Consider the following 22,571-nt stretch of genomic DNA (forward strand, 5'->3'; position numbering starts at 1 on the left):
GCGTGGAAAGCATCAAAATATTTGCACCAGCAACGGTAGCCAATCTCTCCTGCGGCTATGATGCCATGGGCCTGGCTTTAGAAGCTTTAGGAGATGAGATGTTATTTACTAAGACTAACACCAAAGGTGTAAGGATTAGTAAAATTTATGGTGCAGACCTCCCATATGAGGCTGATAAAAATGTAGCTGGAGTGGTTGCTAAATTATTGCTGGATGACGCTAAAGTAGATTTTGGGCTTGACATCGAAATCTGGAAAAACTTTAAACCTGGAAGCGGATTGGGAAGTAGCGCCGCCAGTGGTGCTGGAGCAGCTTTTGCAGTAAATCAGCTTTTAGGATCTAAATACAGCAAGCTCGAACTTACCAAATTTGCCATGCAAGGTGAAGTAGCAGCTTGTGGATCGGCTATTGCTGATAACGTCGCCGCCTGTATTTATGGTGGCTTTGTATTGGTGAGAAGTTATGACCCTTTAGATATTGTGAGTATCCCTACACCATCAGATTTAGCTGTAACTATTATTCACCCTCAAATTGAAATAAAAACTGAAGATGCACGAAAGGTTGTTCCAGATTCCATTCCTATTAAAACAGCGGTATCCCAATGGGCTAATGTTGGTGGCCTCATCAGTGGATTATATTCTAGTAATTACGATTTAATAGGGGCTTCTATTCAAGATTTTGTTGTGGAGCCACAACGCAAACTACTAATACCAAAGTTTGATGATGTTAAAAAAGCAGCTTTGGAATCAGGTGCCTTAGGAGCTGGTATTTCAGGTTCAGGACCATCAATTTTTGCACTTAGTAAGGGGGATGCAACTGCTAAGCAGGTCGCTGAAACTATGGATCTGGTTTATGCTTCAACAGGTATTGATTATAATATATATGTATCGCATATCAGTAAAAATGGTACCAGGGTGTTATGAGGTATTTTAGTCTAAATCATAAGGCCCCCGAGGTCTCTTTTCAAGAAGCAGTAGTAAAAGGTTTAGCTCCGGATAAAGGCTTGTATTTTCCAAATACTATTGAGAGCCTCTCTGAGTCGTTCTTTGAAACAATTGAATCTTTAGATCATGTAACCATTGCTTTTGAAGCGATTAAACAGTTTGTTGGTAACGAGATTCCTGAGCAAGATTTAAAAGCCATTCTTGAAGACGTCTTAAGCTTCGACTTTCCTATAGTTGAGATAGATAAAAACATTGCCTCTCTAGAGTTATATCATGGGCCTACTATGGCCTTTAAAGATGTTGGAGCACGATTTATGGCCAGATGCTTGGGTTATTTTAATAAGCAAAAAGATAGCCAAGAGGATATTACGGTTTTAGTCGCTACCTCTGGTGATACTGGCGGAGCTGTTGCAAGCGGTTTCCTGGGCGTGGATGGTGTAGAAGTAGTCATCTTATATCCCAGTGGTAAGGTAAGTGACATCCAAGAAAAACAATTGACGACTCTTGGTAATAACATCACATCTTTTGAAGTAGATGGTGTTTTTGACGATTGTCAGGCCATGGTAAAGCGGGCCTTTTTGGACAAGGACCTCGAAGGGAAACGAAGCCTCACCTCAGCCAACTCTATCAATATTGCCAGGTGGTTACCTCAAATGTTTTACTATTTCTTTGCCTACAAAGCATTAAAACACAAATCCGAAGCGCTCGTGTTTTCAGTACCAAGTGGCAACTATGGTAATATTTGTGCCGGGATGGTGGCTCAAAAATTAGGCTTACCAATACAGCACTTTGTAACCGGAACCAATGAAAATGATACCGTGCCAGAATATCTAAAGACAGGCAATTATAAAACTAAATCTTCTGTGGCCACAATTTCCAATGCCATGGATGTTGGTGCTCCAAGTAATTTTATTCGTATCAAAGAATTACACGATCATGATTTTAAAAAACTAAAAACAAATCTTTCTGGTTTCAGTTATTCAGATGAAGAAACTATTGAAGCCATTAACTATTTAAATGAGACTAAAAACTATATTGCAGACCCTCATGGTGCTATAGGCTTTTTAGCTTTGAGAGACTATTTGGATTCTAATGACGGAATTCAAGGGGTGTTTTTAGAAACAGCTCACCCAATTAAATTCTTGCCGGTTATACCCAAACAAATAGCAGACAAAATTGAAACCCCAACTCAAATTGAAGCCCTTTTGCATCTTGAAAAGAAAAGTTTCGTGATTTCTGGTTACGAAGAACTAAAGCACTATTTACTTAATAATTAGCAAAATAAGGGTGCTTTTTTTATTGAGATCATAATTTTTTCAAGAATAAACACTAAATGAAGGGTCAATAAAAATATATTTTTACTTTTACCCTTATTAAACGCAAAGCAAAGATTTTGTTGGCCTTAATCTTAATATTCATATTCAGTTCTGTTGTTCTTCTCAACAACAGAAGGTTACGCCTTGCTTTCCGTCGCCCGTAAGGGTACACTACTATTTTTAGAACCTAGGTGAGTCCGGTTCTGTTTTTCAAACACTTCAAATTACATTTTAAACCAAAAACACAATTGCAATGAAAATTGTTATTGCTGATAAATCACATATCATTTATGCAGATGTCATCTGCAAAACCATTGAAGAAGCTGCCCAAGTTAGAGGAACTGGTATTGCCAAACGACAACCAGATTATATTATCTCAAAAATGGAAAATGGTAACGCCGTAATTGCACTTGAGGGTGATCAATTTGCAGGATTCTGTTACATCGAAGCCTGGGGCCATGGTAAGTTTGTTGCTAACTCCGGATTGATAGTTCATCCCAACTTCAGAAATCAAGGCTTAGCTAAAAAAATCAAGAAAGTCATTTTTCGGCATTCCAGAACAAAGTTCCCAAATTCTAAAGTTTTTAGTATTACCACAGGCCTAGCTGTTATGAAAATGAACAGCGAATTAGGTTATAAGCCTGTTACATTTTCTGAATTAACGGATGATCAATCCTTTTGGGATGGCTGTCAGACCTGTAAAAACTATGACGTTCTTCAGCGTACAGAGCAAAAAATGTGTTTGTGTACTGGAATGTTGTATGACCCTTCTCAACATACAAGGCCTGAGACAGGCAATCATAAATACGATAAAAAAGTTTGGACACGATTGAAAAATATCAAACAGTCGATGTTCCTAAAAAAAGAAAAAAAGTAAACCGATGAAAAAACTAGTAATTGCCTACAGCGGAGGCTTGGACACCTCTTATTGTGCCGTTAGTTTGAGCAAAGCAGGATATGACGTGCATGCTGTTAGCGTTAACACAGGGGGCTTTACCCTAGAGGAAATAAAAACTATTGAGAACAATGCCTATAAGATGGGGGTGTCTACTTATAAAAATATTGATGCCATTGCTACCTACTACAATAAGGTTATTAAATACTTAATATTTGGCAACGTTCTCAAGAACAATACCTATCCCCTATCAGTAAGTGCTGAACGTATCATTCAGGCCATTGAGATTATTGAATACGCCAAGAGTATCAATGCCCAATACATTGCTCATGGGAGCACTGGTGCCGGTAATGACCAGGTGCGTTTTGACATGATTTTTCAAACACTGGCCTCAGAGATTGAAATTATTACTCCAATAAGAGATGGCCAACTTTCGAGACAGGAAGAAATAGACTATTTAAAAGCTAATGGAATTGATATGTCATGGGAGAAAGCAAAGTATTCAGTCAATAAAGGACTTTGGGGTACTAGTGTTGGAGGTGATGAAACCTTAACATCCGAAAAGCCCTTGCCTAATTCTGCCTATCCTTCTCAATTAGAAAAAGAAACTAATGAGACCATTACCCTTAATTTTAATCAAGGTGAACTAGTGGGGATTAATGGAAATATGGGGGATTCTGAACAATGTATTAAAGCGCTAAATAATATTGCCACCAAGTTTGCTATTGGAAGAGATATTCATGTTGGTGATACCATTGTTGGGATTAAAGGACGTGTTGGCTTTGAGGCTGCTGCTGCTTTAATAACAATTAAGGCACACCACTTGCTAGAGAAACACACCTTAACTAAATGGCAACTACAGCACAAAGAATACCTGTCAAGTTTTTATGGTATGCATTTACACGAAGGTCAGTATTTGGATCCTGTGATGCGAGATATTGAGGCCTTTCTGGATAATAGTCAATCGAAGGTAACCGGAAGTGTCTATGTGACTTTAAAGCCCTATCATTTTTCTTTAGATGGCATCAATTCTCCTAACGATTTAATGAGTACAAAATTTGGTAGCTATGGTGAAGAAAATAAAGGCTGGACGGCAGAAGAGGCTAAAGGCTTTATCAAGATTATTGGCAATCAAAATAGAATATATCAACACGTAAATTCATAGCTATGATAAAAGTTGGCATTATAGGAGGAGCAGGATATACCGCTGGAGAATTGATACGGTTATTGATCCATCACGAAAAAGTGACCATAGATTTTGTATTTAGCACATCTAACGCTGCTAATAAAATATACGCAGTTCACCAGGATTTGGTTGGTGCCTTAGAACAAGAATTTACTAATACTTTAAATCCAGATGTCGATGCAGTGTTTCTATGCTTAGGGCATGGCAATTCTAAAATGTTTCTTGAAGAAAACAATTTTTCAGACAATACTAAGATCATTGATTTGAGTAATGACTTTAGACTAAAGCCCAATCAGATTTTTAAGGGCAAAGAATTCATTTATGGACTCCCAGAATTACAAAAGGAGCATATAAAAGATACTAATCATATTGCCAATCCCGGTTGTTTTGCCACCGCCATTCAATTAGCACTACTGCCCCTATTTAACTCTAATTTGGCTAAAAAAGATATCCATATAAATGCGGTGACTGGAGCTACAGGTGCGGGAACCTCACTGTCTAAAACCACGCATTTTACGTGGCGGGACAATAATTTTTCTTATTACAAGCCTTTTATGCACCAACATTTAGATGAGATCAAGCAATCCGTAAAACAGCTGGATAACAATTTTAAGTCGGAAATATACTTTATGCCCAACCGGGGAAATTTCTCAAGAGGCATATTCGCAACAGCATACACAAAATATGAGGGCGGTTTAGAGGAGGCTAAACAAATCTATAAAAACTACTACAAAAACGACCCCTTCACTATGCTGTCAGATGATGAGATTCATCTTAAACAAGTTGTAAATACAAATAACTGTGTTTTACACCTACATAAGCACGAGAATCAATTATTAGTAACAAGTATTATAGATAATTTACTTAAGGGAGCTTCTGGTCAGGCCATACAAAACATGAACTTAATGTTTGGTTTTAACGAGTCCGAAGGGCTTAAACTTAAAGCAACTTATTTTTAAAATGGTTCCCTTTCTTTTTGGGAAATACAAATTACAATCATATGAAAATTGCAATTATAGGTACTGGAAATTTGGGGGCATCCATTGCAAAAGGCTTAATCACTACCAATGCCATCACTTCTTTGTATCTCACTAAACGGAATATTGAAGGAATAAAATCATTTGAAGGCTATAAAAATGTCATCATAGGCACCAATAATATAGAAGCTGTGAAAGCCTCTGATGTACTAATTTTTACGGTACAACCAGGGCATTTTGAAGATATTCTTGAAACTATTAAACCTTACCTTAATGAAAACCATGTTATAATCTCAGCAATTACTGGTTTTACAATTCCAAAGATTGAAACCCTCCTTGGAAGTCATAATTATATTATAAGAGCCATGCCCAATACGGCCATTGCAGTTGGTAAATCCATGACTTGTCTGTGCAGCAATGAGCAGGGCAAGAAACGCATAAAAATTGCTGAGGCCATTTTCAATCGGTTAGGCCATAGCATGACAATTCCTGAGTCACATATGCAAGCCGCTACTGTTGTATGTGCCAGCGGAATTGCCTTTTGGATGCGTTTAATAAGAGCTACGACCCAGGCTGCCATACAATTAGGTTTTGATTCCAAGGAAGCACAAGAACTTGCAATGTATACTAGTGAAGGCGCGGCTAATTTATTAATTACATCTGGCAGTCATCCTGAAATGGAGATTGATAAAGTGACAACCCCAATGGGCTGTACGATAAAAGGCTTAAATGAAATGGAGCATAATGGCTTAAGTTCCTCCTTAATCCAAGGAATGGTAGCCTCTTTCGATAAAATCAACAACATAAAAAAGGAACAAATATGAGCTTGTTTAACGTGTATCCTTTATACGATGTTACCCCAACGTTTGCACAGGATGTCTATGTGTACGACGAAAAGGGTACTGAATACCTAGATCTTTATGGCGGGCATGCCGTGATCTCTATCGGGCATTCGCACCCGCGCTATATTTCTGCTATCACAGCTCAAGTTAAGAAACTCGGTTTCTACAGCAACTCCGTAAAAAACCCACTTCAATTGGAGTTAGCTCAAAAATTAGAAGTGCTTTCAGGTTGTGATAACTACCAACTTTTTATGTGTAATTCAGGTGCGGAAGCCAATGAAAATGCTTTGAAATTAGCGTCATTTCACACGGGTAAATCAAAAATACTCGCATTTAAAAATTCGTTCCATGGAAGGACCTCTGCCGCTGTTGCCGCAACGGATAACTTAAAAATAGTGGCGCCAGTCAACGCACAACAGGAGGTTGATTTTGTAGAACTTGGGAATCTAAAAGCAGTTGAATCCATTCTCAAAAACAATCAGACTTGCGCTGTCATTATTGAATGCATACAGGGAGTGGGTGGATTAGACCAGAGTACCACCGAATTTTACCAGGGTTTAGAATCGCTTTGTAAAAAATTCAATACTGTTTTGATCGCTGATGAGGTCCAATCTGGTTTTGGAAGAACTGGTGAATTCTTTGCATTTCAAAAACACAAGATTACCCCAGATATTATTTCAATTGCTAAAGGCATGGGGAATGGATTCCCTGTTGGCGGTATACTCATAAACCCCTCAATTGAAGCCTCTTATGGACTACTAGGGACCACATTTGGGGGTAATCATTTGGCCTGTGCTGCAACCTTATCAGTTTTAGAAGTAATTAAAAATGAAGATCTAATGCAAAATGCAACTGATATCTCTCAATACTTTCTTGAAAAAGCCAAACAACTTCCTAAGTTGAAAGCCATTAAAGGCCGAGGGCTTATGATTGGATTAGAGTTTAATTTCCCTATTGCCGAATTACGGAAGCAACTTATTTTTAAGCACCACATCTTTACTGGGAGTGCTAAAAATCAAAATCTAATTAGAATTCTTCCACCCTTAACCGTTAAAAAAAGACATATAGACACACTTTTTAATGCCTTAATTACAGAACTAGGAACCCATGAATAATTATACCTCCATACACGATATTCTAGATCCTTTAGCTATGATAAAGGATGCTATAGCATTAAAGAATGAGCCTTTTAAGTTGGAAGCATTGGGCCGACATAAGACCTTGGTAATGCTGTTTTTAAATTCAAGTTTAAGAACACGCTTAAGCACTGAAAAAGCCGCTAAAAATTTAGGTATGGATGTTATGATCTTAAATCTAGACAATGCGTGGAACCTGGAATTTGAGGATGGTTCAATCATGAACATGGGTACATCAGAACACATTCAAGAAGCAGCAAAGGTAATTTCACAGTATGCAGATATCATTGCTATTAGAGCCTTTCCCGGTTTAGTGGATAAAACGAAAGATGAATCAGAAATCGTCATCAATAGTTTTACAAAGTATGCCAATGTGCCGGTTATAAATATGGAAAGTTCAACAGCTCACCCATTGCAGGCCTTAACAGACGCCATCACTATAACTGAACTGGCCAAAAAGAAAACCCCTAAAGTTGTTTTATCATGGGCACCACATCCAAAAGCTTTACCTCAGGCTGTTGCCAATTCGTTTGTTGAAATGATGCAACGGTTAAATGTAGATTTTCAAATAACCCATCCTGAAGGATATGAATTGAATCCTGGTATTACTAAAGATTGCACCATTAATTACAATCAAGAGGATGCCTTGAGAAATGCAGATTTCGTCTACGTAAAAAATTGGAGTAATTACAAAGACTATGGCAAAGTTCTTAGTAAAGACCCTAATTGGATGATGACCAAGAACAAGTTAGGAAATGCTAGATTCATGCATTGTTTGCCTGTTAGAAGAAATGTAGTTGTAGAAGATTCCGTTTTAGACAGCCCCCAATCTGTGGTTATAGAACAGGCCAATAATAGAACCTATGCCGCTCAAGTGGTATTAAAAACCATCCTTGAAAACCAATAACATGGAGACCCTAAAAATTGTAAAAATCGGTGGAAATATTATTGATAATCCTCAAGCGTTATCAGAGTTTTTGGAGCTATTTAGTGGCCTAGAAGGCAGGAAAATCTTGGTTCATGGTGGAGGTAAATTAGCAACTCAATTGGCAGAACAAATGAACATTTCTGTTCATATGCATGAAGGCCGACGCATTACCGATGCCGCGACTTTAGATCTGATAACAATGGTCTATGCAGGGAAAATTAATAAGGCTATTGTAGCTGATTTACAAAGTCATGGTTGCAATGCCATAGGTTTTACAGGTGCAGACGGTAATACTATTGTTGCGCGCAAAAGACCCATCAATATGGTAGACTTCGGATTTGTTGGAGACATCATATCTGTTGATACCACTATTTTAGAAGCATTGTTAAGAAATGTCATAACCCCTGTATTTTGTGCCATAACACATGATAAAAATGGACAATTACTCAACACCAATGCAGATACCATCGCTTCTGAATTGGCTATTGGCTTTTCAAAGACGTTTCATACAGAACTGTATTACTGTTTCGAAAAAAATGGTGTTTTAGAACGAGTTTCTGATGAAGACTCTGTTATAGAGCACATCGATACGGAATCCTATCAAGAGCTCCTTAAAAAAGGCATCATAATAGATGGAATGCTACCCAAACTCACCAATTGCTTCAAAGCTATTGATAGTGGTGTCCATAAGGTATGTATTGGTAAAACAGAGATGCTATTTGATGTGAATTCAACCTATACAAGTATTCAAAAATGATAAAAAAACTAACCAAAGAAGCTATTAACCTATTAAAGGCTTTAATAGAAACACCATCTTTTTCAGGCGAAGAAGCAAAAACAGCTGCGCTTATTGAACAATGGTTTACCGACCATAACATTCCCTTTAAACGACAAAACAATAATATTTGGACTACTAATTTGCATTTCGATGATAGCAAGCCCTCTTTGCTTCTTAATTCCCATCATGACACGGTTAAACCCAATAAAGCCTATACCAAAGATCCCTTTAAAGCCATTGAAGACAAGGACAAATTATTTGGTTTAGGTAGTAATGATGCCGGAGGTTGTCTTGTATCTCTTTTGGCGACTTTTACATATTTCTACGACAGGGAAGACCTCAACTATAATTTGGTGATGGTTGCTTCGGCTGAAGAAGAAAATAGCGGACCGAATGGCTTAAACAGTATGCTTTCCGTTATTCCGGAAATTGATGTTGCCATTGTTGGGGAGCCTACTTTAATGCATCTTGCAATCGCAGAAAAAGGCCTTGTGGTATTTGATGCCAAGGTAAAAGGAACACCCAGTCATGCCGCGCATAAGAATGAGGACAATGCTATTTATAATACCATCGATGTGCTTCAGTGGTTTCAAGACTTCAAATTCGACAAAACATCAGAAGTCCTAGGGGATGTTAAAATGACCGTTACTCAAATAAATGCGGGTAAGCAACATAATGCAGTTCCCGCGGAAGTGGATTTGGTAATTGATGTAAGGGTTAATGACAAGTATACTAATGAAAATGTTGCTTCTATACTTCAAGAAAAGTCCCCTTGCACAAGCATCCTCCCTCGCAGTTTAAGGCTTAACTCATCTTCTATACCAATAGATCATGATTTGGTTAAAGCAGGTATTGGAATGGGTAGGGATACTTATGGTTCACCAACGTTATCAGATCAAGCAGTTTTAAGTTGTCCTTCCTTGAAACTTGGGCCTGGTGACTCACTACGCTCACATACAGCAGATGAATTCATTCATATATCAGAAATAGAAGAAGGCATTGACCTGTATATACAACTATTAGAACAAGTACTTTAATCGTCAAAAATATTAACTATGAAACTTTGGGATAAAGGTTATTCAATCGACAAAAAAATAGAAAGCTTTACCGTCGGAAATGACAGAGAAATCGATTTAAAGATAGCTAAATACGATGTGCAAGCCTCCATGGCGCATGCGGTTATGTTGCAATCAATTGGGCTATTAAGCGAAGTAGAACTGGGGAAACTAATAGCCTCATTAAACGAACTCTCAGAAAATATAGAAGCTGGAGATTTTGTCATTGAAAACGATTTTGAAGATGTACACTCCAAGATTGAATATGAGCTTACTAAATCTCTTGGTGATATCGGGAAAAAAATTCACACAGCAAGATCAAGAAACGACCAGGTTTTAGTGGCATTGCAGCTATATTATAAGGACAATTTAAAATTAATTGATTCTAAAATAAAAGTGTTTTTTGAAACCCTTTTAAACCTTGCCAATACTCATAAAGATCGTTTATTGCCCGGCTATACCCATTTACAAGTAGCTATGCCCTCATCATTTGGTCTATGGTTGTCAGCCTATGCAGAATTATTAATTGACGACGTATACATGCTCAATTCTGTAATTAAAATTGTTGACCAAAACCCGCTGGGTTCCGCTGCTGGATACGGCAGTTCATTCCCAATAGATCGTGCAATTACCACTAAAGAGCTTAATTTTTCAACCCTTAAATACAATGTTGTTGCAGCTCAACTCAGCAGAGGAAAAAGCGAACGAGCAATTGCTAGTTCCTTAGGCGGCCTATGTAATACCATGGGGAGATTAGCGATGGATGTTTGTTTGTATATGAGTCAGAATTTCGGATTCATCAGTTTCCCAGACCATTTAACTACAGGAAGCAGTATTATGCCACATAAAAAGAATCCTGACGTTTTTGAATTAATACGAGGTAAATGCAATAAGGTTCAGGCCTTACACACAGAAATGCTACTTATCACTAATAATCTACCAAGTGGTTACCATCGTGACTTTCAATTATTAAAAGAAAATATGATTAATGCTTTTGAAGATGTAAAAGACATGTTAGATATTTTCAATCATGCTATGCAGCAGATTATTGTTAAGGATATCGACTTAAGTGAAGAAAAATATAGATTCCTCTTCACAGTAGATAGCATAAATAACTTAGTTGTGGATGGCATGCCATTCCGTGATGCCTATCAACATGTTGGGATGCAAGTTCAAAATAATACTTATCAACCGGATTTAGGAAAAAGGCATACGCACATTGGAAGTATGGGCAACCTAGCTTTAGATCAGATTCGGAAAAAATATCCCAAATAAAAAGGCATCGTTCACCGATGCCTTGAAACTATGCTCTTGAATTGATAAACGACCAAGGATTTACTAGGTTAAACTCTTGGCAAATCGCTATCGTCTTTTAATGGCAGATTAGAGTCGCCCATTAAATAAGCATCCACATGGTGCGCTGCCTGCCGTCCTTCAGAAATGGCCCAAACGATCAATGATTGTCCGCGGCGCATATCACCAGCAGCAAATATACCCGGTACATTTGTTGTATAATCTTTAGTAGAAGCTTGAATATTGGTTCTAAAGTCCGTCTCAAGTCCAAATTGTTCCACTAAGGTATTTTCAGATCCTGTAAATCCTAAAGCCAAAAGCACCAAGTCACAAGCCCATTCTTTTTCCGTTCCCTCAATTTCACGGAGTTGTGGTCGTTCTCCTTCCTTCAATAGCCATTCTACCTCAACCGTTTTTAACGCTTTGAGATTACCCTGATTATCCCCTAAGAATTCTTTGGTAGATATACTGAAGAATCGATCCACACCTTCTTTATGTGAAGAACTTGTTCTAAGTTTCATTGGCCAATAAGGCCATGGCTGATGGGCTGGTCGCCCTTTTGTGGGCTTGCTTAAAATTTCAAAATTGGTGACTGATTTGGCACCATGACGGTTAGATGTACCAATGCAATCACTACCTGTATCTCCACCTCCAATTACTATGACATTTTTATCTTTAGCTGAAATAATATTTTCGAAATCAATTAAACCATCCACATACTGGTTATTCATTTTCAAAAAATCCATGGCCTGAGTCACTCCACTCAAATCGGCACCAGGGATAGGAATACTTCGTCTTACCGTAGCACCTCCACATAACACTATGGCATCAAAATTAGCCTTCAACTCCTGAGGATCTACATTGACCCCAACATGGGCATTGGTTTTAAATGTAATTCCCTCTTCTTCTAGAACTTTTATGCGTCTGTCAATGACTTGCTTTTCCATTTTAAAATCAGGAATGCCATAGCGCAACAGTCCGCCAACTTTTTCGTCTCGTTCAAATACAGTAACGGAATGACCTGCTCTATTGAGCTGCTGAGCTGCTGCTAATCCGGCTGGGCCTGAGCCTATAACAGCCACCGTTCTGTTGGTTCTATTTTTTGGAGGTAAGGCTTTAATCCATCCTTCTTCAAAAGCAGTTTCAACAATATTTTTCTCAATATTTTCTATACTAACCGGATCCTCATTGATACCTAAAACACAAGCTTCTTCACAGGGAGCAGGACATAAGCGCCCAGTAAACTCTGGGAAATTATTGGTTTTATGTAATATTTCCGCAGCTTCCTTCCATTTACCCTGATAGACCTTATCATTAAAATCTGGTATCAAATTCCCAAGTGGGCATCCACTATGGCAAAATGGAATACCGCAATCCATACAGCGCGCCCCTTGATCTTTAAGTTCTTGTTCCTGCATAGGAATTGTAAACTCCTTGTAGTTCTTAACACGTTCTTTTGGCGCTACATAGGATTCATCCTGTCGTTCAAATTCTAAAAATCCTGTAATCTTTCCCATGATTTAAGCTGTTTCTAATTGTTCTTTTTCTAATCGTAATAAGGCCTGTCTGTATTCTTCTGGAAGTACTTTCTTAAACTTAGGCAGGTAGCTATCCCAATCCATTAAAATACGGATGGCTAAAGGACTATTTGTCGCCGCATAGTGATTTTCAATCAAGGTTTTTAATTGAAGCTCATCCTCATCTAATACCACAGGATCAATATTTAAATCTGCGGAATTACATAAGGATTTAAAGTTGTCATCCGTATCTAAAACATAAGCGATACCTCCGCTCATACCGGCACCAAAGTTTCTACCAACACTTCCTAAAATAACCGCAACACCTCCAGTCATGTACTCACATCCATGGTCCCCAATGCCTTCCACAACAGCCTTAGCACCTGAATTCCTAACACAAAATCGTTCTCCAGCCTTTCCATTGATGTATACCTCACCACTAGTTGCTCCGTAAAGGGTTACATTACCTGTTATAATGTTGTCTTCGGGGACTATGGTACTTTCTGAAGGCACTTTTATTATTAATTTACCTCCAGATAAGCCTTTACCTAAATAATCATTGGTATTACCATGAACCGTCATCCGGACTCCTGAAGTTGTAAAGGCACCGAAGCTTTGTCCTGCAGACCCCTTAAAATCAATGTTTATAGTATCCTCTGGAAGCCCTTGAGCTCCGTAAATTTTTGAAATTTCATTACTTACAATGGCGCCAATTGCTCTATCCATATTGGTTATGGGCAATTCTAAATGAGTGCGCTGCCTCCTAAACAAAGCTTGATGAGCTTGACTAATAATCTGAAAATCCAAATGCTTCTCTAAATTGTGATCCTGTTCTTCCGTATTGTATAGTTTCACCTCATCCGCCACCTCAACTTTATGAAGAATTGGAGTTAAGTCAATACCTGATGCCTTATAGTGTTCAATGGCTTTATTGCGATTTAATTTCTGAACCTGCCCCACCATTTCATTAACCGTTCTAAAGCCTAGTTTAGCCATGATTTCACGCAGTTCCTGAGCAACGAAATACATGTAATTCACCACATGTTCGGGTTTCCCTTTGAATTTTTTTCGCAATTCTGGGTTCTGGGTTGCTATTCCAACTGGACAAGTATTTAAATGACAGACACGCATCATAATACAACCAGATGCCACCAAGGGCGCTGTTGCAAATCCAAATTCTTCTGCCCCTAGTAAACAGGCGATGGCAACATCCCTTCCCGTTTTTAATTGCCCATCACATTCCAGGATAACGCGGTTGCGCAAATCATTCATCACCAAGGTCTGTTGTGCTTCTGCTACCCCTAGTTCCCAGGGTAGTCCTGCATGACGCAATGAGGTCAACGGTGAAGCCCCTGTTCCACCGTCAAAACCTGAAATTAAAATAACGTCAGCTTTGGCTTTGGCTACACCCGCGGCCACGGTACCAACACCCACTTCAGAGACCAATTTTACATTGATTCGAGCTTCTCTGTTTGCTGACTTGGCATCAAATATTAATTGCGACAAATCCTCAATGGAATAAATATCGTGATGAGGCGGTGGAGAAATTAATCCCACATAAGGAGTAGAGTTTCTTGTTTTGGCAATCTCGCGATTCACCTTGGGTCCTGGTAGTTGGCCTCCTTCTCCAGGTTTGGCTCCTTGTGCTATTTTTATCTGTATTTCATTAGCGTTAGTCAAATAATTAGAAGTGACACCAAATCGTCCAGAAGCAATTTGTTTGATTGCCGAATTTCTCCAATCGCCCTGTGAACTCTTATAAAAACGCTCCTGATCCTCACCGCCTTCTCCAGAGTTGGACTTGCCACCAATCCTATTCATGGCTATGGCAAGATTCTCGTGCGCTTCTTTACTGATGGATCCATAAGACATGGCCCCAGTTTTAAACCGTTTCACAATCTCGGTCCATGATTCCACCTCCTCCAGTGGGATTGGATCAAACTGATCGAATTCAAATAGGCCTCTTATGGTCATCAAGCTTTTGGACTGATCATTGACCAACTTGGAGTATTCTTTATAGGTAGTGGTCTTATTTTTTCTAACGGATTCCTGAAGCTTTGCTATGGTTAGGGGGTTAAACATATGCTTTTCTTGCCCTCGCCTCCAACGGTAATCTCCTCCAACTTCAATATCCACATTGGTGTCATTAACCTGAAAGGCGCGTCTATGCCGCTTGACTATTCCTTGCTCAATCTCTCTCAAGCCTATCCCTTGAATTCGCGTTGGGGTATTGGGGAAATACTTTTCAACGGTAGCCGTATTAATTCCTATACATTCAAATAATTGTGACGCCCTATAGGAGTTAAGGGTAGAAATTCCAATCTTGTTCATCACCTTTAAAATGCCTTTCCCAACAGCTTTATTGTAGTTTTTAATGGCTGTGAGGTACTCTAAGTCGGTAACGTCATTTGTATTGATTTGTTCCTGGACAATTTCATTAACGATATAAGGATTAACAGCGCTAGCACCAAACCCAAATAGCAGCGCAAAATGATGCACTTCACGAGGTTCAGCCGATTCTATTACGATGCTTACCTGAGAACGTTTACCGAGTTTGTGTAATGAATGATTGACATAGGAACAGGCTAACAATGCCGGAATTGGAGCGTGATTCTCGTCCACATAACGATCAGACAGTATGATAATATTGGTGCCTTGGTCCACCGCTTTGGATGCTTTTGTCACTAAGTTATCCAAGGCAACTTCCAACTCGTTCAAGCCTCGATTTACTTCATATAACATGGAAATAGAAGTGACCTTAAAATCTGGATTAGTTTCGTAGTTCCTTATTTTATCCAAATCGTGTTTTGAAATAACAGGGTTCTGGATTTTTAGTTTCTTACAATGTTCCGCATTGATATCAAACAAATTGACATCGCTTCCTAAAGTGAGACTGATGTCGGTAATCAACTCTTCTCGTATCCCATCCAAAGGAGGGTTTGTGACCTGAGCAAAAAGCTGCTTAAAATAATTGTAAACTAATTGTGGGCGCTCGGATAATACCGCTATTGGAGTATCACTTCCCATGGACCCAATGGGCTCTTTTCCTAACTGAGCCATGGGTCTGATTATCGTGTTTAAGTCTTCCTGAGTATATCCAAAAACGATTTCTCGCTTCTTGAGATCGATTTCATCATATAGTATTGGCCCCTTTTTGGCAGAGATATCCTTTAGATGAATTAAATTTTCATCAAGCCATTTTCTATAGGGATGCTTGGAGGCTATGGTTTCTTTTATCTCCTCATCGTTGACAATTCTTCCTTCGTTCATATCCACTAAGAACATTTTGCCAGGTTCTAATCGCCCGTGATACTCCACGTTCTCTGGTTTAATGTCTACTACACCTGTCTCAGAAGACATGATAACATTACCATTTTTAGTTACCGTATATCTCGATGGACGTAACCCGTTTCTATCTAGTACAGCTCCTATATAATTACCATCCGTAAAAGGAATTGACGCTGGACCATCCCATGGTTCCATAACACAGGAATTATATTCGTAAAAAGCTCTTTTAGCATCAGACATATTGGGATTCTTTTCCCAAGCCTCAGGCACTAACATCATCATGGCTTCTGGTAAAGAACGCCCTGTCATCAATAGTAATTCCACAACCATATCTAAGGAGGCCGAATCTGATTTTCCTTTTAGGACAGTTGGAATTATTTTTTTCAAATCCTCCCCAAAGGCATCGCTCTTCATAATCTCCTCACGAGAAAACATCCTGGATACATTGCCTCTAAGGGTGTTTATTTCTCCATTATGACAAATGTATCTGAACGGCTGTGCTAAATCCCAAGTAGGGAAGGTATTTGTTGAAAAACGTTGATGAACCAAGGCCAATCTAGTCTTTAAGGCAGAGTTATTTAAGTCTAAATAGTACTCATTAATATGTTCGGGTTTTAAAAGACCTTTAAAGATGATGATCTTGGTTGAAAGACTTGGCAGGTAGAAGTACTGAGATTCGGATAAGCGCGAGTTGTATATAGTGTGTTCGGCTATTTTACGAGCAGCAAACAATTTAAGTCTAAACTCTTTATCAGATTGGTCATTATCAGACTTCCCAATAAAAACCTGTTTAACATATGGTTCAGTGCTTCTGGCAATGTCTCCAAGAACCTCACTATTAACAGGGACATCCCTCCAACCAATTAATTGCAAGCCTTGATTCTTTATCTCCGTTTCAAAAACATCAATACAATAGCTGCGTTGGTTTTCTTTCCTAGGCAAGAACACATTACTAACAGCATATTGTCCGGCTTCTGGTAAATCAAACTCACAAAAAACAGTAAAGAACTTATGGGGAATATCTATAAGTATTCCAGCGCCATCACCAGTAACTCCATCGGCACTAACAGCACCACGGTGTTCTAATTTTACTAGAATTTCTAGTGCTTTATGAATAATATCATTAGAACGCTTCCCTGTTAAACTACAGATAAAGCCTGCGCCACAATTATCATGTTCAAATTCGGGTAAATAAAGACCTTGTTTCTTCAGCATAACTCCTATTTTTTTAAGGGATCTTCAATCCGCTGTGAACTACTAATATATAGTCGTTAAGGCTATTAGAAAAAAAGTGAAATCACTTTTCCAAAATCGATAATTCTATTCGATTTTACTGAATAATCGTCAATATAAAGGCGAATTATTGAAAAATTCCCAATGAAATTTTTTCTAATAAAACATGCTAAATATTACGAAAACGTTTTCGAAAACTTCCTTTTAATAAGAATCTTTCAGTTTTTATGTGAATTTATTGACAATTATTAAATCTAGCGTTTGTCAATTTTATAAAATATCATCTTGAAAATCAAATACCCCAAATTTTAAGGGGGTAAAAATAAAATATTCATAAAAATGCAATCTATACCCCTATTTTTTTGTGGGTACAAATAAAAATAAAATAGTTTTGAGTGCTAATTAACTTTTTAAAACAGAGAATTATGAAAAGAAAATTTACACTTTTGATGCTTATTGCAAGCTTGGGATTATTTGCTCAAGAAGAAGAAAAAAAGCGATTCACTCTTAGTGGTAGTGTTGACGCCTATTATCAAACTTTTTTAACTGCCCCTGACAACTTGGAACCATCGTTTGGTACGGCCTTCGCAGATCAAACAGGATTTGCCTTAGGTATGGGAAACTTAATTGCTAGTTATGAAGGAGATAAAGTAGGAGTAGTTTTAGACCTAGTTGTAGGGCCTAGAGGTGCTAGTGCTACTTTTAACTCAGACATTATTGACGGTATAGTCAATCAGGCTTATGTTTATTGGAATGTCTCTGAAAAGACCACATTAACCTTTGGTAGATGGAATACATTTCTTGGGTACGAGGTAATTGCACCAGCTGCCAATTTCAACTATAGTACTTCCTACCTTTTTTCAAGCGGACCGTTTTCACACATAGGTTTAAAAGCTGATTTTGCCCTATCAGATGATTTTAGCCTAATGTTAGCCGTAACCAACCCTTGGGATGTTAATGATACGTCTACTACCGGGGAATATGCACTTGGTGCACAGTTAGGTTACAAAGATCAATATCTTAATATTTATTATGATAGTGGAAAAAATGGAGGTCTAGGATTTGAGATTGATTATACTGGTGGCTTCAATTTCACTGAGGACTTCTTCCTTGGAATTAATGCTGCTTATAACGACAATAGTGGTGCGGGATTTTATGGAGCAGCACTTTACCCACAATACACATTTACAGATACTTTTGCACTGGGGTTAAGAGGTGAATACTTCTCACTACATGGATCTCAAGAGTTAGACGAAGGTACCGGCAATCTAGTTAGTGTTCCAGACCCAAGCGTGTTTGCAACCACTTTAACTGGAAGCTTCACGATAGAAAGTCTAATTATAAAACCAGAATTACGATTAGATTCTTTAACAAACGCCACGGGAGGCTTATACGGTAACGTAATTGATAAAGACGGAGCCCCTGCGGACAGTCTAGCCGCTTTCACATTAGCCGCTATTTATACATTTTAAACTAACTAAACTAATTATTATGATTACTAAATTTCTAACATTTTACACTCATGCCTTAACCCTTCAAAAAGTTCCTGCAACTACTAAAGACATAGAAGATGCAGTTGCAGCGATAAATGGAGACTTAGGAATGTTATGGATGCTATTATCCGGAATTCTAGTGTTTTTTATGCAAGCAGGATTTACACTTGTAGAATCCGGCATGACACGTTCAAAAAACGCCGTTAATATTGCAATGAAAAATTTGCTGGACATCTGTGTTGGCTCGCTCACGTATTGGCTTGTTGGCTACTCTCTAATGTATGGTGACACCTCAAACGGATGGTTTTTCTGGAGCGGTCTCTTCCAGGGTGAAGGAGCTGATTTGTTTTTTCAAACAATGTTCGCCGCTACAGCAGCCACTATTGTATCTGGAGCTATCGCAGGAAGAACAAAATACTCAACTTATGTGGTATTCTCAATTGTCATGACTGCATTAATCTATCCTATTTCAGGAGGATGGCAATGGCAAGGTTCCGGTTGGTTAACTGAACTAGGATTTATCGACTTTGCAGGATCTTCCATTGTACACTCAGTAGGTGGCTGGGCTGCTTTAGTTGCTGCGGTATTAGTTGGCCCTCGTATTGGAAAATTCGTCAATGGAAAAGTAATGCCTATTCCTGGTCACAATCAAATTTTGGCTACCCTTGGAGTATTTATACTTTGGTTAGGATGGTTTGGTTTTAACGGTGGTTCACAATTAGCTTGGGGCGGTGCTGACGCCATTGGAGCTTCCAATGTTGTATTGGTGACAAATCTAGCTGCTGCCGCTGGTGGATTAGGTGCTTTAATTACTACTTGGGTATGGTACGGTAAACCGCATCTTGCACAAACACTAAATGGTGCTCTGGCTGGTTTGGTGAGCATTACTGCTGGTTGCGGAAATATGACAGAAGGAGGTGCTGCATTAGCTGGCTTACTTGGAGGTATTTTAGTCGTTTTTTCAATTGAATTTATCGAGAAAAAACTTAAGATTGATGATGCTATCGGAGCTGCTTCGGTACATGGAGTTGTAGGAGTCTGGGGAACTTTAGTTATTGGACTTTGGGGTGTAGATGGTGAAACAGGTATTGGTCTGTTTAATGGTGGCGGTGCTGGTCAGCTTGGTGTTCAAGCAATTGGAGCATTGGCTTATGCCGTTTGGGCAGTAGTACTTTCATGGATCGTATTATTCACATTAAAGAAGACTTTTGGCCTAAGGGTTAGTAAAGAGGTTGAAGAAAGTGGCTTAGACATTTCAGAACACGGAACACTTGCTTATCCAGGAAAACGAAATAGAGGTGAGTAAAGAAAAATCTCTTTCGAGATATCCTCAACAAAATTGAAATAAAAAACAGTTAAAATGAGCAAATCAAAATTAGAATACATTTGGTTAGATGGCTATAAGCCAACCCAAAATATGAGAAGTAAAACTAAAATTGAAGAAAATTTTAGCGGTAAATTAGAAGATTGTCCTATTTGGTCTTTTGATGGGTCTTCTACTCGTCAGGCAACTGGAGATTCCTCAGATTGTTTATTAAAACCAGTGGCCATTTATCCAGACCCCACGAGAAAAAACGGTTATTTGGTAATGACTGAAGTCTTAAATGCTGATGGAACTCCTCATGAGTCTAATGGAAGGGCTACAATTGATGATGATGACAACGACTTTTGGTTTGGTTTTGAGCAGGAGTACTTTATAATGGATAAATCCACCCAATTACCCTTAGGCTTTCCGGTGGGTGGATATCCTGCACCACAAGGAATGTACTATTGCTCAGTAGGTGGCAAAAACACCCATGGCAGAGATTTGGTAGAAGAACATGCCAATATCTGTATAGACGCAGGGCTAAATTTTGAAGGTATAAACCAAGAGGTAGCTTCTGGTCAATGGGAGTTTCAACTATTTGCTAAAGGAGCAAAAAAGGCAGGAGATGAAATATGGATCGCTCGTTATATTTTAGATCGTCTTACGGAAAAATATGGCTATTATATTGAATATCACCCCAAGCCATTAGGTAAGGACATGGACTGGAATGGTTCGGGTATGCATGCCAACTTCTCGAACACCACATTAAGAACATGTGGTTCTAAAGAAACGTATGAAAAAATATGTGAGTCCTTTAGGTCTGTGGTCAAGGAGCATATTTCAGTCTATGGAGAATTTAACGATCAACGTTTGACGGGTGAACATGAAACTCAGTCAATTGATGAGTTTTCCTATGGTATATCAGACCGAGGCGCTTCAATTCGTATTCCTATTATTACAGTTGAAAAAGGCTGGAAAGGATGGTTAGAAGACAGAAGGCCTGCTTCTAACGGTGATCCTTATAAAATTGCAGGACGTATTATTAAAACTGTAAAGTCTGCAGTTATATAACTATTGTCTAAATAAACAATTTCAAGAAATTACGAAACGAGACTAACCAAATAAGGATGGTCTCGTTTTAAAGAGAAAATTGATTAGTTAGGTTTTATTTTGCAAAAAACCTTCTTAGCTCATACCGCTAAGAAGGTTTTTCATTTTAATCACACTTTAGAAGCCGTGTAATTAAATATATGTCACTTAGATTATATAATGGTAGACTGACCCAAATGAATATTAGTGAAGTTGATGTTTTTGTCCTTGGGATGGAAAATAAAATCTTCAATAAATTCACCGACTTTTGAAGTGGTGATGTTGCTGTATTTAGAATTAATATCTGGGGTTGTAATGTCCAGCTTCAAGGATTTTTCCACTGCTAATCGCAACTGCTCTGCCTCATTGTTTAGACCGAAATGGTCTAAGAGCATGGCCGCTGACAAAATGGAAGCGATTGGATTAGCAATCCCTTTTCCTGCGGCTTGAGGATAGGATCCGTGAATGGGTTCAAACAAGGCGTGCTTTTCACCAATAGAAGCCGAAGCCAACAGGCCGATAGATCCGCCTATAACACTAGCCTCATCACTAATAATATCCCCAAACATATTTTCTGTTAAAATCACATCAAACTGTTTTGGGTTTAAAATCAACTGCATAGCCGCATTATCCACAAACAAAAAGTCTAATTCAATATCTGGATAGTCACTGGCTACTTCCGTAGTGACTTTCCTCCATAGTCTTGAGCTCTCAAGCACGTTGGCTTTATCAACCAGAGTTACCTTTTGATTTCTATTTTGAGCTGCTTTAAAGGCCAAATGGGCAATACGCTCTATTTCTTCTCTTGAATACGCGCATAAATCTGAAGCTAAATTTCCGTCTTCACTTAAATGTTTTTCCCCAAAATAGATACCACCTGTCAGCTCTCTATAGATACTTATGTCCGTCCCTTCTATGATATGCTTTTTAAGAGGAGACTTATCCAATAAGGTTTCATAGGCTTTTACCGGTCTGATATTAGCAAACAAACCTAATTCCTTTCTAAGCTCAAGGAGACCTTGTTCGGGCCGCACCTTTGCAGATGGGTCATTATCGTATTTTGGATGACCGATAGCTCCAAATAAAATAGCATCACTGGACTTACACAGTTCCAGGGTTTCATCAGGGAGCGGATCGTTATAATTATCAATGGCAATCGCCCCAACATCCGCTGTTGTGAATTTAAAACTATGGTCAAACTCTGAAGCAATGGCGTTAAGTGCCCTAATAGCCTGATTAGTTACTTCGGGACCAATACCATCACCTGGTAAAACTGCAATATTAAGTTTCATAAG

Annotated in this window: 17 protein-coding genes; 14 read left to right on the forward strand and 3 right to left on the reverse strand. The window is 38.6% G+C overall.

All coding sequences use genetic code 11. The features are described 5' to 3' along the window. The first annotated feature begins 2 nt into the window (after positions 1-2). The 11 genes from DN064_RS00655 (at position 3) to argH (ending at position 11,332) form a co-directional block, all read left to right on the forward strand. Positions 3-923, forward strand: coding sequence for a homoserine kinase (locus DN064_RS00655; protein WP_115460683.1), 921 nt, complete (start codon positions 3-5; stop codon positions 921-923). Then, positions 920-2,221, forward strand: coding sequence for a threonine synthase (gene thrC, locus DN064_RS00660; protein ID WP_115460684.1), 1,302 nt, complete (start codon positions 920-922; stop codon positions 2,219-2,221). Before DN064_RS00655 ends, thrC begins: the two co-directional genes overlap by 4 nt. A 292-nt stretch (positions 2,222-2,513) precedes the next feature. Continuing rightward, positions 2,514-3,137: a GNAT family N-acetyltransferase gene (locus DN064_RS00665; RefSeq protein WP_115460685.1), complete on the forward strand. Its 624-nt coding sequence runs from the start codon at positions 2,514-2,516 to the stop codon at positions 3,135-3,137. A 4-nt stretch (positions 3,138-3,141) separates the two neighbouring features. Beyond that, a complete protein-coding gene (locus DN064_RS00670; protein ID WP_115460686.1) occupies positions 3,142-4,320 on the forward strand; it encodes an argininosuccinate synthase in 1,179 nt (392 codons plus the stop codon). 2 nt (positions 4,321-4,322) lie between these two features. Then, positions 4,323-5,300, forward strand: a complete 978-nt coding sequence (gene argC, locus DN064_RS00675; RefSeq protein ID WP_115460687.1) for an N-acetyl-gamma-glutamyl-phosphate reductase — start codon at positions 4,323-4,325, stop codon at positions 5,298-5,300. Between the two features lie 41 nt (positions 5,301-5,341). After that, complete coding sequence (gene proC, locus DN064_RS00680) at positions 5,342-6,142, forward strand: pyrroline-5-carboxylate reductase (RefSeq protein WP_115460688.1); 801 nt, start codon at positions 5,342-5,344, stop codon at positions 6,140-6,142. Continuing rightward, the gene (locus tag DN064_RS00685; protein ID WP_115460689.1) at positions 6,139-7,275 is read left to right on the forward strand and encodes an aspartate aminotransferase family protein; all 1,137 of its coding nucleotides are present in this window, start codon (positions 6,139-6,141) and stop codon (positions 7,273-7,275) included. The genes proC and DN064_RS00685 overlap by 4 nt, the downstream gene beginning before the upstream one ends. Then, entirely contained in the window at positions 7,268-8,203 is a 936-nt protein-coding gene (locus tag DN064_RS00690; protein ID WP_115460690.1) for a Rossmann-fold NAD(P)-binding domain-containing protein, read from the forward strand. Before DN064_RS00685 ends, DN064_RS00690 begins: the two co-directional genes overlap by 8 nt. Position 8,204: 1 nt before the next feature. After that, positions 8,205-8,981: an acetylglutamate kinase gene (argB, locus tag DN064_RS00695; RefSeq protein WP_115460691.1), complete on the forward strand. Its 777-nt coding sequence runs from the start codon at positions 8,205-8,207 to the stop codon at positions 8,979-8,981. Next, a complete protein-coding gene (locus tag DN064_RS00700) occupies positions 8,978-10,039 on the forward strand; it encodes a M20 family metallo-hydrolase (protein WP_115460692.1) in 1,062 nt (353 codons plus the stop codon). The genes argB and DN064_RS00700 overlap by 4 nt, the downstream gene beginning before the upstream one ends. A gap of 18 nt (positions 10,040-10,057) precedes the next feature. Beyond that, positions 10,058-11,332, forward strand: coding sequence for an argininosuccinate lyase (argH, locus tag DN064_RS00705; protein WP_115460693.1), 1,275 nt, complete (start codon positions 10,058-10,060; stop codon positions 11,330-11,332). 68 nt (positions 11,333-11,400) lie between these two features. Here argH and DN064_RS00710 read toward each other — a convergent pair whose 3' ends face one another. Together DN064_RS00710 and gltB are read right to left on the reverse strand one after the other, a co-directional pair. Next, positions 11,401-12,867, reverse strand: a complete 1,467-nt coding sequence (locus DN064_RS00710; RefSeq protein WP_115460694.1) for a glutamate synthase subunit beta — start codon at positions 12,865-12,867, stop codon at positions 11,401-11,403. A 3-nt stretch (positions 12,868-12,870) separates the two neighbouring features. Next, positions 12,871-17,370, reverse strand: coding sequence for a glutamate synthase large subunit (gene gltB / locus DN064_RS00715; protein ID WP_115460695.1), 4,500 nt, complete (start codon positions 17,368-17,370; stop codon positions 12,871-12,873). A gap of 443 nt (positions 17,371-17,813) precedes the next feature. On the opposite strand from gltB, the gene DN064_RS00720 reads away from it, so the two are divergent. Genes DN064_RS00720 through DN064_RS00730 form a run of 3 tightly spaced genes read left to right on the forward strand, consistent with a single transcriptional unit; the run spans position 17,814 to position 21,258 of the window. After that, the gene (locus tag DN064_RS00720) at positions 17,814-18,860 is read left to right on the forward strand and encodes an outer membrane beta-barrel protein (protein WP_115460696.1); all 1,047 of its coding nucleotides are present in this window, start codon (positions 17,814-17,816) and stop codon (positions 18,858-18,860) included. A gap of 22 nt (positions 18,861-18,882) precedes the next feature. Next, positions 18,883-20,187 carry an ammonium transporter gene (locus DN064_RS00725; protein ID WP_394347475.1) on the forward strand — a complete coding sequence of 435 codons (1,305 nt, stop codon included), beginning with the start codon at positions 18,883-18,885 and terminating at the stop codon, positions 20,185-20,187. A 54-nt stretch (positions 20,188-20,241) separates the two neighbouring features. Continuing rightward, on the forward strand, positions 20,242-21,258 hold the full coding sequence (locus DN064_RS00730; protein WP_115460698.1) for a glutamine synthetase beta-grasp domain-containing protein: 1,017 nt from the start codon (positions 20,242-20,244) through the stop codon (positions 21,256-21,258). Between the two features lie 191 nt (positions 21,259-21,449). Here DN064_RS00730 and leuB read toward each other — a convergent pair whose 3' ends face one another. After that, positions 21,450-22,568: a 3-isopropylmalate dehydrogenase gene (leuB, locus tag DN064_RS00735; RefSeq protein ID WP_115460699.1), complete on the reverse strand. Its 1,119-nt coding sequence runs from the start codon at positions 22,566-22,568 to the stop codon at positions 21,450-21,452. Positions 22,569-22,571 lie beyond the last annotated feature (3 nt).

It is taken from the genome of Winogradskyella aurantiaca (assembly GCF_003362725.1).
Taxonomy (GTDB): domain Bacteria; phylum Bacteroidota; class Bacteroidia; order Flavobacteriales; family Flavobacteriaceae; genus Winogradskyella_A; species Winogradskyella_A aurantiaca.